The organism is Photorhabdus tasmaniensis, from assembly GCF_011189505.1.
Taxonomy (GTDB): domain Bacteria; phylum Pseudomonadota; class Gammaproteobacteria; order Enterobacterales; family Enterobacteriaceae; genus Photorhabdus; species Photorhabdus tasmaniensis.
Genome location: NZ_PUJU01000002.1, coordinates 66,210 through 86,689 on the forward strand (window position 1 = coordinate 66,210; position 20,480 = coordinate 86,689).

Here is a 20,480-nt window from a genome sequence, read left to right on the forward strand (position 1 = left end):
GAATAGATTTTTGGAGATGTTAAGTGAATACGAATGGCAAGCTATCATCCTGAGTCTGAAAGTTTCAGGTATGGCGGTGTTAATCAGTTTGCCATTTGGGATCTTGATGGCATGGATTCTGGTTCGTTTCCGGTTTCCGGGTAAATCATTACTTGACAGCATTATTCATCTGCCATTGGTGTTACCACCAGTGGTAGTGGGATATCTGCTGCTGATCAGTATGGGACGTCGTGGATTTATTGGTGAATGGTTATATGACTGGTTTGGGGTAAGCGTTGCATTCAGTTGGCGTGGTGCTGCATTGGCTTCTGCTGTTGTTGCTTTTCCGCTGATGGTCAGGGCGATACGTTTGGCACTGGAAAATGTTGACCGGCGGTTGGAACAGGCTGCCCGTACCTTGGGAGCGAATCCATTCAGAGTATTTTTTACGATTACATTGCCGCTCTCTTTGCCCGGGATTATTGTTGGTACTATTCTGGCATTTGCCCGTTCATTGGGTGAATTTGGTGCAACCATCACCTTTGTATCTAATATTCCAGGTGAAACGCGGACAATCCCTTTGGCGATGTATACCCTGATTGAGACGCCAGGCGCAGAAACTGCCGCCGCTCGTTTATGTATTATCGCCATTATTCTTGCGTTGATATCATTGATGATTTCTGAATGGTTAACCCGTTGGGGAAGGAAACGTTTGGGAGCAACATGTTAGAGCTGGATTTTGAACAACAACTGGGTGATCTTCATTTACAGGTTGACACACAGTTACCCACTGAGGGAATTACGGCTGTTTTTGGCCTTTCAGGTGCAGGAAAGACTTCACTGATAAATGTGATTGCGGGTTTGCTACGTCCACAGAAAGGGCGGGTTGGTCTCAATGATCATGTGTTGGTGGATATTGAACAAGGGATTTGCTTGCCACCGGAGCAGCGCCGGATAGGTTATGTCTTTCAGGATGCTCGGCTGTTTCCTCATTACCGGGTAAAAGGCAATCTTCAATACGGAATGTCTCCGGTGATGAAACCGGAGTTTGACAGCATTATTAATTTGCTGGGAATTGAGCACCTGCTATCGCGTTTTCCTCTTACCTTGTCCGGTGGTGAAAAACAGCGGGTTGCTATTGGTCGCGCTTTGTTGGCTGCACCTGAATTGCTGTTAATGGATGAACCATTGGCATCTTTGGATCTCCCACGTAAACGAGAACTCTTGCCTTATCTTGAAAAGCTTTCTCAAGATGTCAAAATCCCGATTTTATATGTTAGCCATAACTTGGATGAAATTCTTCGGCTGGCGGAAAACGTGATCGTAATGGATAACGGGAAAGTCAGGGCGACAGGGAAATTGGCAGAGGTTTGGGCCAGCAGCGCACTGCGTCCCTGGTTACAAAAAGAGACGCTCAGTAGCATTCTGAACGTTTCAATGGTCGAACATCATAATCGTTATGAAATGACAGCGGTAGCCTTTGCTGATCAGGCTTTATGGTTGCCTAAAATTGATGTTCAACCGGGAACTAATTTACGTATCAGGATAGACGCTTCCGATGTTTCATTAGTACTGGAACCACCTCGTGGTAGTAGTATCCGTAATATTTTAGCCGCGAAAGTGGTTGAATTTTTTGATGATGATGACCAGGTCGATGTCAAATTGGCGCTGAGTGGTCATTATTTATGGGCAAGAATTACTCCGTGGGCAAGGGATGAACTTAATTTGCGGCAAGGGCAATGGCTTTATGCCCAGATAAAGAGCATTTCTCTTAATCGGCAGTTATAGAATCTGATTTTTCATAAATGAATAAACAGGTTGTCAGTTGGAAGAAAGAAGATTGTCTGGAATAACAAGGGGTTCCCATGTGGGGTTGCCCCTGAGTGTGATTTATGGGTATTGCTAATCAGACGAGAAACTAAAGAACATACTTGCGAATAATTTTGGCAATACCTGGTTGAGTATTATCCAACGTCACCAGATCGGCCCGTTCTTTGACAGCATCGACACTGTTACCCATAGCAACACCGAGCCCAGAGGTTTCCAACATGCTCAGGTCATTAAAATTGTCACCAAAGGCGATAACATCCTGCATATTCATTCCTTGTGATTCAACCCATTGTTTCAAACGCATACCTTTACTGTTGCCTTTCTTGGTAATATCCACTTGATCAAACCATGACCATTCACACGCAAGATCGATCTCATTCTCGATCTGTTCAGTTACTTCACGCAATTTTGCTAAATCAGGGGAACAGGTAGCGAACTTCCAGATAGACCGCACTTCACCAATAGCGTGCTGAAAACTACTGACATGCTGCATAGTTGGGCGTTGAGATTCAGGCAGGGTCTCAGACCATGTCATGGTGCGGACAATTGTGTCATGCAGTTCTTCATATAACATGGCATCATCCACATACATCAGACGGTGAATATCTGTGTTGCTTAAGTGGGCGAGAACTTTTATCGCTTCCTGAGATGACAGTGGATCTGAGGCTAATACTTTCTTCTGATGGTAATCATACAGATAAGTTCCATTACAGCAGATGACAGGTGTATCGAGTTGCAAAGCCTGATAAAAAGGGTGGATAGCGACATGATGGCGGCCAGTCGCAATCAGCACCTTAACACCGGCTTTACGGGCTTCATTTAGTACAGCGAGTGATTCTGGCAGGATATTCTTTTGAGGACTCAGTAACGTACCGTCCAGATCCAAAGCAATAACGCGATATGACATAGATTAGCCTCATAACTATATATAATGTAAAAGATATTACATTGGAACTGAATAAAATTAAACCAATTGTTCGGTGAATTTAGCCGATAAAATTAAAATTGAGTCGTTACAGATCAATAAAATGGTAACGGATAACTAAGGAGTGAAGATGAAACAGGTGGTTTATACTGCGAGTCCAAACAGTCGTCAGATTCATGTTTGGAACCTGAATAATGAAGGTGAATTATCATTAATTCAGACAATTGATGTTCCGGGAGAAGTACAGCCAATGGTAGTTAATCCGGATCGTAAGCATCTTTATGTTGGGGTCCGGCCACAATTCAGTATTATCACGTATCAAATTGGCGCTGATGGCAGGCTGGTACAGCAGGGAGTTTCACCAATACCGGGTAGCCCGACACATATCGCTACTGACAGGCAAGGCCGTTTTCTATTCTCTGCTTCCTACAGTTATAACAATCTGAGTGTCAGCCTAATTGACGATCAAGGTATTGCAGGCGCGCCGGTTCAGATTATTGAAGGCTTGCAAGCACCGCATTCAGCCAATATGGATTGGGATAATAAACAGCTATTAGTACCTTGTCTGAAAGAAGATCACCTCCGAATTTTTGAGATGACAGAAGAGGGTTATCTGACAGAGAAGCATGCGGAAGAAGTTACTACAGCAGCAGGGGCGGGTCCTCGTCATATGGCATTCCATCCGAATCAGCAGGTGATTTACTGCATTAATGAACTGGATTCTACCGTGGATGTTTATCGCAAATGGGAGAAATACCGGATTGTTCAGACCATTGATTCATTGCCAAAAGATTTAGCGGGTGTTCGTTGGTCGGCGGATATTCATATTACACCGGATGGTCGTCACCTTTATACCTGTGAGCGTACTGCAAGTTTGATCAGCCATTTTGTTATTTCACAAGATGGTTTTAATCTGACTTTGGCAGGGCACTATAAAACTGAAACACAGCCGCGTGGCTTTGCTATCGATCATAGCGGAAAATATTTGATTGCATCCGGTCAGAAGTCTGACCATATTTCGGTTTCTGCTATTGATAAATATACCGGTAAATTGACTGAATTAGCGCGTTATCCCGTTGGTAAAGCGCCGATGTGGGTGACAGTGTTAGCTCTTTGAGTTTGAGAAGATTGCTGTGTGTTACGGCGATAATAGATAGATGTAAATACATCTCAGATTAATGACAAAGTGCCGGTCTTTTGGTCAGCACTTTGAACTGATGAAGATGAGTACAAAAATGATCTGACCATTTTTTGAGTAAAACCCGCCCACCCTTGCTGAAAAATTGTATTAAAAATGTTAATAAACATGATGAATTACTAAAATCAATCAAGCTAATTTCTCCAATTTTCGGAATATTCCTATATCTTTTTAAGTTAAATTCATTGCACTATCGATCATCTATTAACCTATAAGTGGTAAGAATATGATGACGATTTCAGTTAGACCCACTCTTCGTACTGTAAACCAATGGGGAAGTCAATAGAATGGCAAAAGGCTATTATCTGCTTGTTGGTGACAAAACGACCTGTGGTGGAGTTATTATCACCGGTGATCAGACCATCACATTTAACGGGCGGGCAACCGCGCGTGAAGGGGATCACGTCACCTGTGGTAAACATTCTGGTACTTACATGATTATCGGGGGCGTACCTAGCATGTTTAGCATGGGACGGCGATGGGCGGGCACATTAGATAGTGTCAGCGCTTGCCCCTGTCGGGCCCGGCTGATCAATTCCGTGATGGACAGCTATGAGAAGCAGGAGGAGGTTGCTGATCGGGCTGTTGCTCCCACGAATATGGCGGCGGGAAGCGTTCAGCCCGATCCACCGCCTGTAACGCAGGCTCCCCCACCACCGATACCGGTGTTTACCAAATCCTGCCAGCGGGGCAAAGGCTGTACGGATGCGGGAACCGAGGCTGAACCTGCGGATAACTTCGGGCGAATGGCGGTATATCAGGTGTCGTCATCTCCCGCTCCGGTAGCGGCGCAAAAGCCTGAACCGCCTCCCCAGAGCAAGAAACACCCGTCAGAGCCGGATAAACCGCAGGATAAAAAATTACCGTGGTATAAACGCTGGTTTAGTGGTGGAAAAGATAAGGCTGAGGCGGCTGCTACGGCAGTGGCGGCCACCACCCGCAGCGTGGCAGCGGATGGGGAAGCGCTGGTGATGCGTTACATTGGCGGTGGTGCTGCCAGCTCTGGGCGCTGGCTGGCGGCACCAAATCCGTTGACGGTCGGGTTAATGGGATTGTTTTATTCACCGAAACTGAATGAAGGCGAAGAGGACTACTTAAACCGCTATTGCCTTAGTGAGATTGCTGAACAGTTTGGTCATGCCCCGACTCGTGTGCGTTTCCGCTGGATAAGAGATGAAAAAAGCGGCAGGATGACGGTTCAGGGGTATCACGTCAGCGCGGAAAGTGGTCTGGATAAAGTGCCGGTTCGTATGATGACACTGAATCGGACCACGGGTAACTATGAATTCTGGGAGCCGGGAGAAACCCGGCCAACGATATTATGGACGCCGAACGAACAGGAGTTTCAGGTTCCGGCCCATACCGGGAATGAAGAACGACCATTTATTCCGTCGCAAATCACCGTATTGCCAATCCCGGAAAAAGTGGGCAGCGATATTGAATCGTTGCCGATGCCGGAAGAGAAAGATTTTCGCGATTATATTCTGATCTTCCCGATCCCGAATATGCCGCCGGTGTATGTGTATTTGAGTAAACCGCCGGTGAAACTATTTGAGGTGGATTTGTACAGTAATTTTGCGGGCAGGCCAAGGAATGGGACACATGCTGATCATATGCCTTCGGCGGCGGCTGTTAGGGCTTATTTTAAACGGTTATATCCATTATTAGATGAACGTGAATTCAAGGAATTATCTGAAGATGTCGCTTCTATCATTATACCCGCAGAGGTACATCAAAAGCTCAGTGCTACCTATGGAGGGAGAAATACGCCTACTCAGATAGAACAGGATTCGAAGAATTTACGGGCAGCGCTTGATCGGGACTTTAATACGATAAAACCAGTACTGAAGGAATATGGCGCAACAGAAGCACAACTTGAAGATGCCAGAGCCAAAATGCATAAGCTGAACCAAGAACAGGGGTTATACAAGTAATGACAGTCAATGTTGAAGTGTTAATAAATAGTTTAGGGAAATCTTATCAGGAGATTTTTGATGAAGGGTTAATCCCTTATAAAACCAAGCCAACAGGCTTTTCTGGTGACGAGGTGGTCTGCCTGGATATGGTAAAAGAGGGGATATTTCTAGCGTTTTACCGAGAAGAAAAACGCTTAAAAGAGATTACATTGACCTTGCTAAATGAAAAGAAGCCTCTATACCAATTTCCTAATGAGCTACCATCTCCTTTGGTGTCTCAGATGTCACGACAGTGGGTTCATGAACAGTTTGGTAAGCCTGAGAAATTACAGCAACCACAAATAATAATGAAACGTCAGTTTGGATGGAAAGAGTTATACACATTGCTTGATTTCCGCATTCCTACCAGTATGAAGATCTCTTATGACATGATGGAACGAGTAAAATCAGTGACGTTTTTACCCACTACAGAAGTGCGTTGGTAGTCAATAGAAAGGAGGAAGTTTTTTCTCAAAAGCTTTTTCATTCGCGGTTTGAAAAGCCAAACCGCAGATGAATTGACTTAATAAAAATAGGAATTATATAAATAATGGGCGGATTCGACTAATAAGTGCAATTTTTCAAAAGGAGAATAAATTGCATTTAATCGAAAAATTATAAACCATTAATAGAGAGTTAAAAAGAAATCAGAGCGTAAAATAATACCATCCGAACAGATGGGTATTAAAGCGCTTTCTCGCTGGTTATTTTACGCAGAAAACCCTAAAAATAATGCAATAAAAAAGGGATAAAACGGTTAATCTGACAGGATTTAAGTGCTGAAAAAGGCAGGTAAAACAGCGTTGGTAAAGATAAAAAGTGGAGAGATTTAAGGTTTGTTAAACGTAAAACATGATATTTTATGGTGATTAAATGTAATAAAAATCCCGTATTAAAAGGGGTGAAAACAAGGATTAAAATTTTACACACGATTTATTTTACATTTACCTAACCTGCCATGAGTATTTAAAAATGCAAGTGAAAAGGTATTAAAGCTTTTGGCTTCTATATCAAGGGCAGATTTAATTCAGTAAATGCGGATTTTTAGCGGGGATTTAATGGCATTTAAGCGAAAATCATTAACCGTTAAAAGAGAGTTGAAAAGAAATTCACATATAAAAGAATATTATCTGAACGGAACAGGTATTAAAGCGTTTCATCGACGGTTATTTTACGGATAAAACCCTAAAAACAATGCAATAAAAAAGGGATAAAACGGTTAATGTGGCAGGATTTAAGTTCTGAAAAAGGTGGGTAAAACAGCGTTGGTAAAGATAAAAAGTGGAGATATTTAGGGTTTGTTAAACGTAAAACATGATATTTTATGATGATTAAATGTAATAAAAAGCCCGTATTAAAAGGGGTGAAAACAAGGATTAAAACTGTATACCGATTAAACCCATAAGTTTAAAAAATGACTTTTCATAACAGTTTAAAGCCTGCCTATCAAGTAAATGCAACTTTTCAAAAGGAGAGTGAATTGCATTTAATCGAGAATCATAAACCATTAATAGAGAGTTGAAAAGAAATCCTCGCGTAAAATAATACTATCCGAACAGATGGGTATTAAAGCGCTTTCTCACTGGTTATTTTATGAAGAAAACGATAAAAATAACTCAATAAAAAAAGGGATAAAACGGTTAATGTAGCAGGATTTAAGTGCTGAAAAAGATTAAATGTAAGGCTGATTCGACTAATAAAAAGCCCATATTAAAAGGGGTGAAAACAAGGGCGGATTAAAATTTTATGCGCGATTTATTTTACATTTACCTAACCTGTCATGAGTATTTAAAAATGCAAGTGAAAAGCAATTAAAGATTTTGGCTTTTTTATCAAGGGCGGATTTAACTCGGTAAATGCAACTTTTTAGCTGCGGATTTAATGGTATTTAATCGAAAATTATTAACCGTTAAAAGAGAGTTGAAAAGAAACCCGAATCCGCATGTGAAAGAATATTATCCAAACAAAGAGGTATTTAAGTGTTTTATCACTGGTTATTTAACAGCGTTGGTAAAGATAAAAAGTGGAAATATTTAGGATTTATTAAACGTAAAACATGATATTTTATGATGATTAAATGTAATAAAAAGCCCGTGTTAAAAGGGGTGAAAACAAGGATTAAAATTTTATACGCGATTTGTTTTACATTTACCTAACCTGCCATGATTATTTGAAAATGCAAGTGAAAAGGCATTAAAGCTTTTGGCTTTTTTATCAAGGTCGGATTTAACTTGGTAAATGCAACTTTTCAGCTGCGGATTTAATGGTATTTAATCGGAAATGATTAACCGTTAAAAGAGAGTTGAAAAGAAATTCACATATAAAAGAATATTATCCGAACGGAATAGGTATTAAAGCGTTTTATCAACGGTTATTTTACGGATAAAACCTTAAAAACAATGCAATAAAAAAGGGATAAAACGGTTAATGTGACAGGATTTAAGTGCTGAAAAAGGCGGGTAAAACAGCGTTGGTAAAGATAAAAAGAGGAGAGATTTAAGGTTTGTTAAACGTAAAACATGATATTTTATGGTGATTAAATGTAATAAAAATCCCGTATTAAAAGGGGTGAAAACAAGGATTAAAATTTTATGCACGATTTATTTTACATTTACCTAACCTGTCATGAGTATTTAAAAATGCAAGTGAAAAGGTATTAAAGATTTTGGCTTTTTTATCAAGGTCGGATTTAACTCGGTAAATGCGAGTTTTTAGCTGCGGATTTAATGGTATTTAATCGGAAATGATTAACCGTTAAAAGAGAGTTGAAAAGAAATCCACATATAAAAGAATATTATCCGAAAGGAATAGGTATTAAAGCGTTTTATCAACGGTTATTTTACGGATAAAACCTTAAAAACAATGCAATAAAAAAGGGATAAAACGGTTAATGTGGCAGGATTTAAGTGCTGAAAAAGACGGGTAAAACAGCGTTGGTAAAGATAAAAAGTGGAGAGGTTTAAGGTTTGTTAAACGTAAAATATGATATTTCATGATGATTAAATGTAATAAAAATCCCGTGTTAAAAGGGTGAAAACAAGGATTAAAATTTTACGCGCGATTTATTTTACATTTACCTAACCTGTCATGATTATTTAAAAATGCAAATGAAAAGGTATTAAAGCTTTTGGCTTTTTTATCAAGGTCGGATTTAACTCGGTAAATGCGAGTTTTTAGCGGGGGATTTAATGGTATTTAATCGGAAATGATTAATCGTTAAAAGAGAGTTGAAAAGAAATCCACATATAAAAGGATATTATCCGAACGGAATAAATATTAAAGCGTTTTATCGACGGTTATTTTACGGATAAAACCCTAAAAATAATGCAATAAAAAAGGGATAAAACGGTTAATGTGGCAGGATTTAAGTTCTGAAAAAGACGGGTAAAACAGCGTTGGTAAAGATAAAAAGTGGAGAGGTTTAAGGTTTGTTAAACGTAAAATATGATATTTTATGGTGATTAAATGTAATAAAAATCCCGTGTTAAAAGGGGTGAAAACAAGGATTAAAATTTTATGCGCGATTTATTTTACATTTACCTAACCTGCCATGAGTATTTAAAAATGCAAGTGAAAAGGTATTAAAGCTTTTGGCTTTTGTATCAAGGTCGGATTTAACTTGGTAAATGCGAGTTTTTAGCGGGGGATTTAATGGTATTTAATCGTAAATGATTAACCGTTAAAAGAGAGTTGAAAAGAAATCCACATATAAAAGAATATTATCCGAACGGAATAGGTATTAAAGCGTTTTATCGACGGTTGTTTTACGGATAACACTCTAAAAATAATGCAATAAAAAAGGGATAAAACGGTTAATGTGGCAGGATTTAAGTTCTGAAAAAGGCGGCTAAAACAGCGTTGGTAAAGATAAAAAGTGGAGGTGTTTAGGGTTTGTTAAACGTAAAACATGATAGCGGATGATGATTAAACTTAATAAAAAGCAGGCGTTAAAAGGGGTAAAAAAACGGTTAAAACTTTATACCGATTAAAATCATCAGTTTAAAAAATGACGTTTAATAACAGTTTAAAGCCTGCCCTGATTTTATGGGTATTTTAATTAATGGCTTTGGCGTTTGATATTTATGACTGTACCTTTAATCGACAGGCTCCGGTCGGGCAACCACAATTAACAAGGTGTCCCGCCAGTGCGACAGGTATTCCCTGTATATTGAACAAGTTAGAACCTTCCGCAATAGCACCGGTTTGTTTACATTTTCTTTCCACTACACTTCGCATTATTTACTCCGCTCTATTTTCCGCTGCTCGTATTAAATGCCAAATCGTTGTGCCTGACTCCGCACCCTGAACATCAAAAGCCATCGCGCCCTGAGCAAAGAAATACTGTTTGTCAGGGATGCTGTCTGTTTGCCAGATCCCGCTGACCAGGGCGGGTTCGCCGCCTCTAATCGGCGTTATATGCAGAGGGCCACAGTCATAGCGGGCATACCAGGCCAGCGTGGAAGTTGAATTAAAATGTCCTTCACCATAAAAATGCAGAGAATGGCCTTCACGGGGGATCACCCGTATCGGGCGTATCAGCTGGTTAATGGCAAAATAACTCATCGGGACATTGCCCGGCTGTGGTGTTAAGTCCGGGTATTGACCTGCCCGGATTATCAGACCATTGGGGTAAGAGCTAATCGCCACATCCGTGTAGCGCGCCAGCGTCTTGCGTATCCAATGTTCCCCACCCAGTCGGTTAACAAAGCGTTTGGACAGCAGGGTGATCCAGTTAATGCCCCGGATGGAATGTTCATACTGTAATACCGCAGTGTGAACCGCTGAATTGACTTGCAGGGAAGGGTAACGTTGCGCTAGCTGGTACTCCAGGGGAAAATAGTCATGGTAATCTCTGGGTAAAACCAGACAGTAACCACAGTCCCCACTGTCAGGCTCAAGCTGTTCACACAGAAAGTCCAGCCAGGCCATAAAGCGAGCCATACCCTCTTGTTCCTTTAGATAATCCCAGGGCAGCACCAGACTCAGGTAGGAGCTGTCATCGTCACCATCAATTTCTCGGGAATCCAGATAATGCATCAGATAGCGCGGGGCTTCATAGATATTTTTTGCGTCACTAATATCCCAAGTAGAAGGCTGATTCTTTTTCTGATTAAGAATACCTTCTTCCACTTTGGCAATATTTTCGGGTGAATACTTTTTTAGCCCTTTCAGTGCATGACGGTGAAAACGCAGGTGAGTGCTGAACTCTTCGCGAAAGCGGCGATAGCAGGCCAGAATGCGCTGCTTTTTCTCCTGAGTGTAACCCTGTTTAAAAAACAGGGTTATCGAGATACCCAGACGGGAAACAGTCAGCCCATCGCCATTGAGGAAGGTAAACGCAGCCAGTTGTGATCTTAACTGGGCAAAATAATCCAAAGTTTTCATCTTCTCTCCTTTCATGATGAGGCGGTGGATAATCCGTTATTCCCACATATTTGCCGCTTCCCGTATCAGATGCCATACGGTTGTGCCCGATGCTGCGCCCTGAGTATCGAAGGCTGTAGCCCCCTGAGCAAAAAAGTACTGCTCGCCCGGCAGGCTATCGGTTCGCCAGATCCCGCTGACCAGGGCGGGTTCGCCGCCTCTAATCGGCGTTATATGCAGAGGGCCACGGTCATAGCGGGCATACCAGGCTAGTGTGGAAGTTGAATTAAAATGTCCTTCACCATAAAAATGCAGAGAATGGCCTTCACGAGGAATAACCCGTATCGGGCGTATCAGCTGGTTAATGGCAAAATAACTCGTCGGGACATTGCCCGGTAGTGGTGTTAAGTCCGGGTATTGACCGGCTCGGATCATCAGACCATTGGGGTAAGAGCTAATCACCACATCCGAATAACGAGCCAGCGTTTTACGTATCCAATGTTCCCCACCCAGTCGGTTGACAAAGCGTTTGGACAGCAGGGTGATCCAGTTAATGCCCCGGATGGAATGTCCATACTGTAATTTGGCTGTATGAACCGCAGAATTAACCTGCAATGCAGGGTAACGCTGTGCTAGCTGGTACTCCAGGGGAAAGTAATCATGGTAATCTCTGGGCAGGACCAGACAATAACCGCAGTCTCCACTGTCAGGTTCAAGCTGTTCACACAGAAAGTCCAGCCAGGCCATAAAGCGAGCCATGCCCTCCTGCTCTTTTAGATAATCCCAGGGCAGCACCAGACTCAGGTAGGAGCTACTGTTGTCACCACTTATTTCCCGGGAGTCCATGTAGTGCATCAGATAGTGAGGGGCTTCATAGAGATTTTTTGCATCACTAACATCCCAACTAGAAAGCTGGTTTTTTTTCTGATTAAGAATGCCTTCTTCCACTTTGGCAGTATTTTCCGGTGAGTATTTTTTTAACCCCCTGAGTTCATGAGTATGAAAACGTAGATGAGCGCCAAACTCTTCGCGAAAGCGGTGATAGCAGGCCAGAATGTGCTGTTTTTTCTCCGGGGTGTAACCCTGTTTAAAAAACAGAGTAATAGAAATCCCAAGACGAGAAACGGTCAGCCCATCGCCATTGAGGAAGGTAAACGCGGCCAGTTGTGATCTCAACTGGGCAAAGTAATCTGAAGTTTCCATTATTTTCTCCATATAATTATGAAGCACTGGCGAATGTCACACTCGCCAATATTGCCAGGACAGCGGCTAATGCGGCGGCGCTGACCGCTGCGGCAGCAGTTAAAATTTCCACCAGTGCAATCAGCGCCGCAGCGACGGCAAGGGTGGCGAGAATAACAACGGCAACACCGGCAATAATTACCACGACTTCCAACATGCCTTCACCGACCACTTTAAATATTTGCATCCAGCTAATACTTTTTAGCTCTTCCAGGGTGATATCCGAACCCTGTTGCACGGTCTGCCATTGGACTTTTATCTCACCCTCAGTCCAGGTCACAATTTTCCCCGTCTGTTCATTGACCCAGGAAAACGCGTAACTGACCTGATGGCTTATCGGGTCAATAATTTCTTCACACACCCACTTGCCGGTTTCACTGAACCATGATCCAAACTGAGCAAGGAGTTCGCGGGTACTGTTACGGATATAATCCAACCCCTGTTCTGTCAGGCCAGCCACCTCCTGCCCGAGGACAACCCAGTCTTCATAGCTGGGTAAAAAAGACCAGGGGGAGGTACTGATAAGTGGGAGTTTTTTGGTCAGGGGTTGCGGAATGGTCCCCGGTACACCCTCTTCGGGAGGTATGGGAGGAGGTAAGGCGTCATCATCAGGCGGTGAACCGGATGGTAGCGGGGCCAGTGGGATCGGATTTTTATAGTGTTGGGAACCGGGTTGGTAATGTTTTCGCCACGCTTCATCATACTGTTTTTGTTCTTCTGTACGGTTATCGATGATACGCATCACACCAAAGCGGTCTTCGGTCGCAATTTGGATATAATCTATTTCTTGTCCTTTACTAAGGGAATCCCCCGGAAATTTCACCTCAATCAACATTTTTAGATTATCAGGGTGCACAGAACCGTCAAAATAGGTGGCATTTCTGCCCGGCCAGCGAAGAGCCTCATCTTTAACCAGAATAATATCGGGGCGGCGAATACCAACAATTCCAAATTTCTCCGCGTCTTCGGCAGAAGGCCGGGCAAACGGATTACTGGATTGCGGTAAATTATCACCATAACGCTGTTTCGATATTTGACTGGTTGCCAACATGGGTAAGGGAACATCTTCCTCCCGGATAGCAAACACCACTTCTGCTTTATAAGGCCACAGGAAATCGTGCTTATACTCTTCAACTTTGATTAATCCGCTCATGACAATCTGTTTAAGAAAGCGAATCGCCCCCAGTTTAGTGATAATCATTGCCGGTAGGCGCAGAGCATATTCGGCTTTCTTCGCCAGGTAGCAGGGATCTTCATCGGCGGGAAAAAAACCTATTTCCATGGTGCAGGTGATTGAGGTGACGGCTGGACACATCTTGCCGCTGTTGGGTATTGCCATACTTATTTCTCCTCATCGTGTTTAATTATCGCCGTGCGGTTATGCGCAACGTCTGTTTTCTGGTCTTGCCTATCTGCGTGGTTTTATCCCGGAGGATCTGAGTTTTCATATCCCGTTGAGCATGAATAAATACTTCCTCGCTGCCTTTGACATTCTCAAAGCGCAGCTCATTAAATCCCTGTCCTCTGTGAGATACCTGAAAAGTTGTTTGGGATAGTGCGCCAATGTGGCAGGTGAAAACTAATCCATCCATATTTGAAACCTTATATCATTGAACCTTAATCGTGAAACCCGGATAACACCGGAGGCCATTAAACGCATCATTCGCTTCTGCCCTTTTAAATAGCGCCGTGCAGCGTTTTTTCATATTACCGAGCCGCTGTTTCAACTTGATGGCCCTGAATACAAAAATAGTTCCGGCCTGTTCCGCAGTAAAAAATGAAAGCGGGAAATATCCGTCACTGAATATGTGGCGTTTGAAAGCACACTAAAACAGTTTCCAGCTGAGTCGCGGGGAAATAAATAACAGAGAATTTCGGCCTCTGAATTTTATGACCATAAGATCACGATATTTATCCTATGAACATGATAAAAATGTGACGCACATCACAAAAATAGCCTGTTAATTACTCCCTGCGGTATGGAATGAATAAACATCGCCGGATGTTTTCGCCTAATTCGGGGGAAATTTGAAACGCCGAAAGCGTCAGGATATTAATCCGGTGTATTGGGGCTGATGATATATAGCTTTGAGTGTTTCTATTTGAATTCGTTGACCATTTTAACGTAAGCCACGTAGAGATTAATAATATTTTATTCAGTTCTCCACAATAGACGATTTCCATAATTTCAGCCCTTAGACTGCCTGGCTCAATAACAGAAAAAGCCGTATTCATTATTTCCTCACTGGGCTATCAATATCAGTTCTTTGTTAATTACCCAGTGAAGAAAAATAGATAACCAATTACAAAGGACAATTATTCATGCTATTTCGGAAAAAACATTTAGCAATATTATCTCTCACATTATCACCCGCTGCCGCTAATACTGTTAGTTCCACCAATTCCGGCGATCTTTGAACGATAACCCCGTTTTTTTCAGTATGTATGCCAGATAGGCATACGTAACAATGGAGAAAGCACGTAATGTGATTGAACGGACCGAAACATTACACCTCTTAATTAACGGAATTAAATCAGTTTCTACAACAACAAGCCCATTAGTATTCGTTAATATGAGCCATAACAAGCTCCCGCCATATCCGAAGAATGGGTGGCGGGGAGTAAGTCATTGACAGTGAGTTACAAATTAATTGCACTGGAAACAGCCTTTGTCAGACATGAAAGCTGCTCTGGTTGAATAATATAAGGTGGCATGAGATAAATCAGTTTACCAAATGGCCTTATCCAGACACCTTTAGACACAAAATAGTGTTGTAACACCGCCATATTCACCGGTTGTTTCATCTCCACCACCCCGATGGCACCTAATACCCGAACATCAGCCACTTTTGCATGTAATTTTAATGGCATCAACTCAGTGCTTAGTTGGGCTTCAATCGATTTAATACGCTGTTGCCAAGGGCTTTCTAACAACAATTTCAAACTGGCCTCTGCTACGGCACAAGCTAACGGATTTCCCATAAACGTTGGACCGTGCATAAAACAGCCAGCTTCACCATTACTGATCGTTTCGGCGACTTTACGGGTTGTCAGCGTTGCTGATAGCGTCATATAGCCTCCAGTCAGCGCTTTACCCACACATAAAATATCCGGTTCAATTTCAGCGTGTTCACAGGCAAACAATTTTCCTGTACGACCGAAACCGGTGGCAATTTCATCGGCAATTAACAGAATCTGATGTTGATCGCAGAGCATTCTGACCTGACGCAGATATTCAGGATGATAAATCCGCATTCCTCCGGCACCTTGTACAATAGGTTCCAGGATAACCGCGGCAATATCACTGGAATGCTGCTCCAGCAAAGTACGCAATGGAATGATATCCCGTTCATCCCACAGAGAATTAAATCCACATTCAGGTGATTCGGCAAACAAATGTGCTGGCAGATAACCTTTGTAGAGATTATGCATCGAATTGTCGGGATCACAGACAGACATAGCACCAAACGTATCACCATGATAACCATGACGTAATGTCAGGATACGCTGACGTTTCTCACCTTTTGCCTGCCAGTATTGCAACGCCATTTTCAGGGCCACTTCCACCGCAACAGAACCTGAATCAGCCAGAAAGACGCACTCAAGCGATGGTGGCGTAATGTCCACTAATTGCCGGCAAAGTGCGATTGCGGATGGATGGGTAATTCCACCAAACATGACATGAGACATCTTGTCAATCTGGATCTTGGCTGCTTGATTTAGTACCGGATGGTTATATCCATGAATGGCAGACCACCATGAGGACATGCCATCTATTAGCTTACGGCCATCAGAGAGTTCCAGTTCCACACCAGAGGCACTGATAACAGGATAAACCGGAAGGGGCTTGGTCATAGAGGTATAAGGATGCCAGATATGGCGCAGATCAAATTCAATATCAGAAGAAGTCATATGGCTTAATGTAAACTAATTTATTTAAAATTGGTTGACAGTATAACGACATTATTTAAACTGACGAGACTTTTTTCACACTGGAGATGTCATTGTGACTGAACGTAAGCAATGGACAATTAAGCAGGCACAAGAACTGTTTGATAAACCTTTTTTCGAATTATTGTTTGAAGCACAACAGATTCACCGTATGTATTTTGACCCACAGCAGGTACAGGTCAGTACATTACTTTCCATCAAAACCGGCGCTTGTCCGGAGGATTGCAAATATTGCCCGCAAAGCTCCCGCTATAAAACGGGCCTTGAAAAAGAGCGGTTGATGGAAGTGGAGAAAGTGATTGATTCTGCCCGTAAGGCTAAAAACGCAGGTTCAACACGTTTTTGTATGGGTGCCGCGTGGAAAAACCCTCATGAACGGGATATGCCTTATCTGGAAAAGATGGTTAAGGAAGTCAAAGCATTAGGGATGGAAACCTGCATGACGCTTGGCATGCTTGAGGGTTCACAAGCGCAACGGTTGGCGGAAGCGGGATTAGATTACTACAACCACAACCTTGATACCTCACCGGAATTTTATGGCAACATCATTACAACCCGGACCTATCAGGACCGGTTGGATACGCTCGATAAGGTGCGGGATGCGGGAATAAAAGTTTGCTCTGGCGGTATTGTCGGCTTGGGTGAAGAGATCCGTGATCGGGCTGCGTTGCTGGTACAACTGGCAAACCTGCCAAAACCACCGGAAAGTGTCCCCATTAACATGCTGGTAAAAGTCAAAGGCACGCCGTTGGCTGATAACAAAGATGTGGATGCTTTTGATTTTATCCGCACCATTGCGGTTGCCAGGATCATGATGCCAGCTTCTCATGTCCGGTTATCCGCCGGTCGTGAACAGATGAATGAGCAGACGCAGGCAATGTGTTTTATGGCGGGCGCTAATTCTATTTTCTATGGCTGTAAGTTGCTGACCACACCTAATCCTGGTGAAGATAAAGATTTACAACTGTTCCGGAAATTGGGCATTAACCCTCAGCAGACTCAAACGGCATTTGGTGATAATCAGCAGCAACAGCATCTGGCAGAAGCTATCATCAATGCGGATAACGAACAATTTTATAATGCGGCATTGTAATGGATTGGTCAGTGTATCTTTCCCGGCAATTGTCCGAGCGTCGGGACTCTTCTCTATGGCGTCAGCGGCAGGTTAATCAGAAATCAGATGGGCGTTTCCTGTATACCACTAAAGGCAAATATCTTAATTTTTCCAGTAATGATTACTTGGGGTTAAGCGCAAATCCCGCCGTCATTTCCGCATGGCAGCAGGGGGCTGAACAATATGGTGTGGGCAGTGGGGGTTCAGGCCATATGACGGGTTATACAAAAGCTCATCAGCGACTGGAACAACAATTGGCTGACTGGCTGGGTTATCCAAAAGCATTGCTCTTTATTTCAGGATATTCTGCTAATCAGGGGGTAATTGCAGCGTTAATGACGAAAACGGATCGGATTATTGCCGATCGCTTGAGTCATGCTTCATTAATGGAAGCTGCCATGCATTCATCCGCTCAATTACGTCGTTTTCGCCATAATCAACCTGCATCACTTGCGGATTTACTGGCAAAACCCTGTGTTGGGAAAACACTGGTGGTGACCGAAGGGGTGTTCAGTATGGATGGTGATTGCGCGCCGCTGGCCGATATTTATCAGCAAACTCGCGTTTCAGGTAGCTGGTTAATGGTGGATGATGCACATGGTATTGGTGTTTGTGGAGAACAGGGACGGGGAAGCTGTTGGCAACAGAAAGTAAAACCGGAAATTTTGATTGTCACTTTTGGCAAAGCGTTTGGGTTGAGTGGTGCGGCGGTACTTTGCGATGAGCAGACGGCGGAATATTTGATTCAGTATGCCCGTCATCTTATTTACAGCACTTCTATGCCTCCGGCGCAGGCGCAGGCGATTTCTGAAGCGATCCGGCAGATCCAATTGGGTGATGAGTTGCGCCAACGGTTACAGCAAAATATTGATGACTTCCGCCGGCAGGTACAGAAATTGCCATTCAACCTGACAGATTCAACTACGGCGATTCAGCCATTGATTGTGAGTGATAATGCGTTGAGTGTGTCTTTATCTCAATATTTGCAACAAAAAGGAATTTGGGTTAAAGCGATTCGTCCTCCGACAGTACCGCCAGGCAGTGCCAGGTTACGTATTACTCTGACTGCCAGCCATACGCAGCAAGATATTGATATATTGACGGAGGCACTATATGAGTTCTGTCGCTGAATGTGTTGATAAACGGGCTATTGCCGGCGCATTTGGGCGTGCCGCCGCCAATTATGATGTGGTAGCAAAATTACAGCAACAAACCGGCGAATTCCTCATGCAACAAATCAGTGGGCATCCTGGCAGAGTCGTCTTGGATGCTGGTTGCGGTACCGGTTTTTTTAGTCATCGCTGGCGGCAACTGGGGAGGCAGGTTATCGCGTTGGATTTGGCATCGGGAATGTTGGCTCATGCCCGTGGAAGGCAGGCAGCAGATTATTACCTGCAAGGGGATATTGAACATTTAGGGCTTGCTGACAGCAGTGTTGATATCTGTTTCAGTAATTTGGTTGTTCAATGGTGCGATAATTTATCTGGTGTTTTAACCGAGCTTTATCGGGTAACCCGCCCCGGTGGATTGATTCTGTTTTCCACATTGGCTCAAGGTTCATTACATGAATTGCAGCAAGCCTGGAGTGAGGTTGATAATTATCAGCATATTAATCACTTTCTGCCACAGCAGATGATTAAAGATGCCTGTCAGGATTTCCGGCACCGTCTTATCAGTCAGGTTTATCGCCAACAATATCCGCATATATTGCCACTATTAGGTTCCCTGAAAGGGATTGGAGCGACTCATCTTCATTGTGGGCGCCAGCAGGGACTGATGACCCGTGGACGGCTGACTGCTTTGGAGCAGGCTTACCCTCGGGAAGATAAACATTTACCTCTGAGTTATCAGGTTGTTTTTGGAGTAATTTATCGTGACTAAGCGCTGGTTTTTAACGGGTACAGATACCGAAGTAGGTAAAACCGTTGTAAGTTGTGCTTTGCTACAGGCTGCGACTAAAGCAGGATATAAAACAGCAGGTTATAAACCCGTTGCTTCCGGCAGTGAAATAACACCGGAAGGCGTCCGTAATGCGGATGCATTGGCATTATTAGCAAACAGTTCTTTACCTTTACAATATGAGGAAGTGAATCCGCTGGTATTTGTTGAAGCGACATCACCGCATATTGTTAGCGCTGATTTAAATCAACCTATTGATTTTTCCGTGATGTCTGCGGGATTACATCATCTGGAAAAGAAAGCCGACTGGGTTTTAGTCGAAGGGGCTGGCGGTTGGTATACGCCTTTATCGGAATCGGCGACTTTTGCTGACTGGGTGATTAAAGAACAATTACCGGTTATTCTGACCGTGGGTGTGAAACTGGGCTGTATTAATCACGCGATGCTCACCGCAGAAGCTATCAGAGGTTCAGGATTAGACCTCGCAGGTTGGATAGCGAATGAAGTTGAACCCGCAAGCAAGCGTCAGAAAGAGTATCTGGCGACATTAGAACGCATGTTACCTACGCCTTTATTGGGTATTATTCCCCATTTAACGCAAGAATATCTTAATTATTCAGGTGAATATATAGATCTTAACTTACTGGTTAATTGAATTATTCGGAGAGCATAAAAAAGGGTTCTGTCGCATTAGCGTAGAGAAGTTAGCCAAAGTGGGGCTGCAGGTTATTTAGGCAGCCAACAGATAAAATTGTTCTGCCGGTGACAATCCGTCGCCAGCAGGATGATGAAGTTGTCCTTTACGTATCATCTGTATAAGCTCAATGCCTGCTAGCAGGGTCTGGGCCCGTTGAAAGGATTTGAATCCCAGCATCGGTCGAATCCGTCGTTTGATGTTCCGATGGTCTTGCTCAATCAAATGGCGAGGTACCAGCGTACACATTGCGCGATAACATCAATGGGGTAATGCAGGCGTTTGAAGGCTTTTCGGGTCAGTGACATAGTCAGACAACATTATAAAAA

At 43.2% G+C, this 20,480-nt stretch carries 16 protein-coding genes and 1 pseudogene; 9 read left to right on the forward strand and 8 right to left on the reverse strand.

What is annotated here, in order from left to right:
• Positions 1–16: 16 nt before the first annotated feature.
• The gene (modB, locus tag C5471_RS00980) at positions 17–709 is read left to right on the forward strand and encodes a molybdate ABC transporter permease subunit (RefSeq protein ID WP_133815380.1); all 693 of its coding nucleotides are present in this window, start codon (positions 17–19) and stop codon (positions 707–709) included.
• A complete protein-coding gene (gene modC / locus C5471_RS00985) occupies positions 703–1,767 on the forward strand; it encodes a molybdenum ABC transporter ATP-binding protein ModC (protein WP_166295542.1) in 1,065 nt (354 codons plus the stop codon). Before modB ends, modC begins: the two co-directional genes overlap by 7 nt.
• Before the next feature lie 130 nt (positions 1,768–1,897).
• On the opposite strand, the gene C5471_RS00990 is transcribed toward modC, so the two are convergent.
• Positions 1,898–2,716, reverse strand: a complete 819-nt coding sequence (locus tag C5471_RS00990) for a pyridoxal phosphatase (protein WP_133815097.1) — start codon at positions 2,714–2,716, stop codon at positions 1,898–1,900.
• A gap of 148 nt (positions 2,717–2,864) precedes the next feature.
• Here C5471_RS00990 and pgl point away from each other — a divergent pair, with 148 nt between their 5' ends.
• From pgl to C5471_RS01005, 3 genes are all read left to right on the forward strand, one after another.
• Positions 2,865–3,851, forward strand: coding sequence for a 6-phosphogluconolactonase (gene pgl / locus C5471_RS00995; protein ID WP_133815096.1), 987 nt, complete (start codon positions 2,865–2,867; stop codon positions 3,849–3,851).
• A 368-nt stretch (positions 3,852–4,219) separates the two neighbouring features.
• On the forward strand, positions 4,220–5,866 hold the full coding sequence (locus C5471_RS01000; protein ID WP_133815095.1) for an S-type pyocin domain-containing protein: 1,647 nt from the start codon (positions 4,220–4,222) through the stop codon (positions 5,864–5,866).
• Positions 5,866–6,333, forward strand: a complete 468-nt coding sequence (locus tag C5471_RS01005; RefSeq protein ID WP_133815094.1) for a DUF6392 family protein — start codon at positions 5,866–5,868, stop codon at positions 6,331–6,333. The genes C5471_RS01000 and C5471_RS01005 overlap by 1 nt, the downstream gene beginning before the upstream one ends.
• 3,634 nt (positions 6,334–9,967) lie before the next feature.
• Here the strand turns inward: C5471_RS01005 and C5471_RS01010 are convergent.
• The 6 genes from C5471_RS01010 to bioA all read right to left on the reverse strand — a co-directional run bounded on the left by C5471_RS01010 (position 9,968) and on the right by bioA (position 16,405).
• Positions 9,968–10,123 (reverse strand): PAAR domain-containing protein, encoded by a 156-nt coding sequence (locus tag C5471_RS01010; protein ID WP_339959134.1) that lies wholly within the window; start codon positions 10,121–10,123, stop codon positions 9,968–9,970.
• A 3-nt stretch (positions 10,124–10,126) separates the two neighbouring features.
• Complete coding sequence (locus C5471_RS01015) at positions 10,127–11,272, reverse strand: DUF3396 domain-containing protein (RefSeq protein WP_166295545.1); 1,146 nt, start codon at positions 11,270–11,272, stop codon at positions 10,127–10,129.
• Positions 11,273–11,308: 36 nt separating this feature from the next.
• Positions 11,309–12,454 carry a DUF3396 domain-containing protein gene (locus C5471_RS01020; RefSeq protein WP_133815093.1) on the reverse strand — a complete coding sequence of 382 codons (1,146 nt, stop codon included), beginning with the start codon at positions 12,452–12,454 and terminating at the stop codon, positions 11,309–11,311.
• Between the two features lie 16 nt (positions 12,455–12,470).
• Entirely contained in the window at positions 12,471–13,832 is a 1,362-nt protein-coding gene (locus C5471_RS01025) for a VRR-NUC domain-containing protein (RefSeq protein ID WP_133815092.1), read from the reverse strand.
• A 25-nt stretch (positions 13,833–13,857) separates the two neighbouring features.
• Positions 13,858–14,085, reverse strand: coding sequence for a bacteriophage T4 gp5 trimerisation domain-containing protein (locus C5471_RS01030; RefSeq protein ID WP_242688532.1), 228 nt, complete (start codon positions 14,083–14,085; stop codon positions 13,858–13,860).
• A 1,048-nt stretch (positions 14,086–15,133) separates the two neighbouring features.
• Positions 15,134–16,405: an adenosylmethionine--8-amino-7-oxononanoate transaminase gene (bioA, locus tag C5471_RS01035; protein WP_133815091.1), complete on the reverse strand. Its 1,272-nt coding sequence runs from the start codon at positions 16,403–16,405 to the stop codon at positions 15,134–15,136.
• A 94-nt stretch (positions 16,406–16,499) separates the two neighbouring features.
• Here bioA and bioB point away from each other — a divergent pair, with 94 nt between their 5' ends.
• From bioB to bioD, 4 genes are read left to right on the forward strand one after another with little or no spacing between them, the layout of a single operon-like run.
• Positions 16,500–17,537: a biotin synthase BioB gene (gene bioB / locus C5471_RS01040; protein WP_133815090.1), complete on the forward strand. Its 1,038-nt coding sequence runs from the start codon at positions 16,500–16,502 to the stop codon at positions 17,535–17,537.
• Entirely contained in the window at positions 17,537–18,688 is a 1,152-nt protein-coding gene (gene bioF, locus C5471_RS01045) for an 8-amino-7-oxononanoate synthase (RefSeq protein ID WP_133815089.1), read from the forward strand. The genes bioB and bioF overlap by 1 nt, the downstream gene beginning before the upstream one ends.
• Complete coding sequence (bioC, locus tag C5471_RS01050) at positions 18,672–19,439, forward strand: malonyl-ACP O-methyltransferase BioC (protein WP_133815088.1); 768 nt, start codon at positions 18,672–18,674, stop codon at positions 19,437–19,439. Before bioF ends, bioC begins: the two co-directional genes overlap by 17 nt.
• Positions 19,432–20,112, forward strand: a complete 681-nt coding sequence (bioD, locus tag C5471_RS01055) for a dethiobiotin synthase (RefSeq protein WP_133815087.1) — start codon at positions 19,432–19,434, stop codon at positions 20,110–20,112. The genes bioC and bioD overlap by 8 nt, the downstream gene beginning before the upstream one ends.
• 75 nt (positions 20,113–20,187) lie before the next feature.
• Here bioD and C5471_RS01060 read toward each other — a convergent pair.
• A pseudogene (locus C5471_RS01060) lies at positions 20,188–20,379 on the reverse strand (DDE-type integrase/transposase/recombinase); the annotation flags it as partial.
• Between the last annotated feature and the right edge of the window lie 101 nt (positions 20,380–20,480).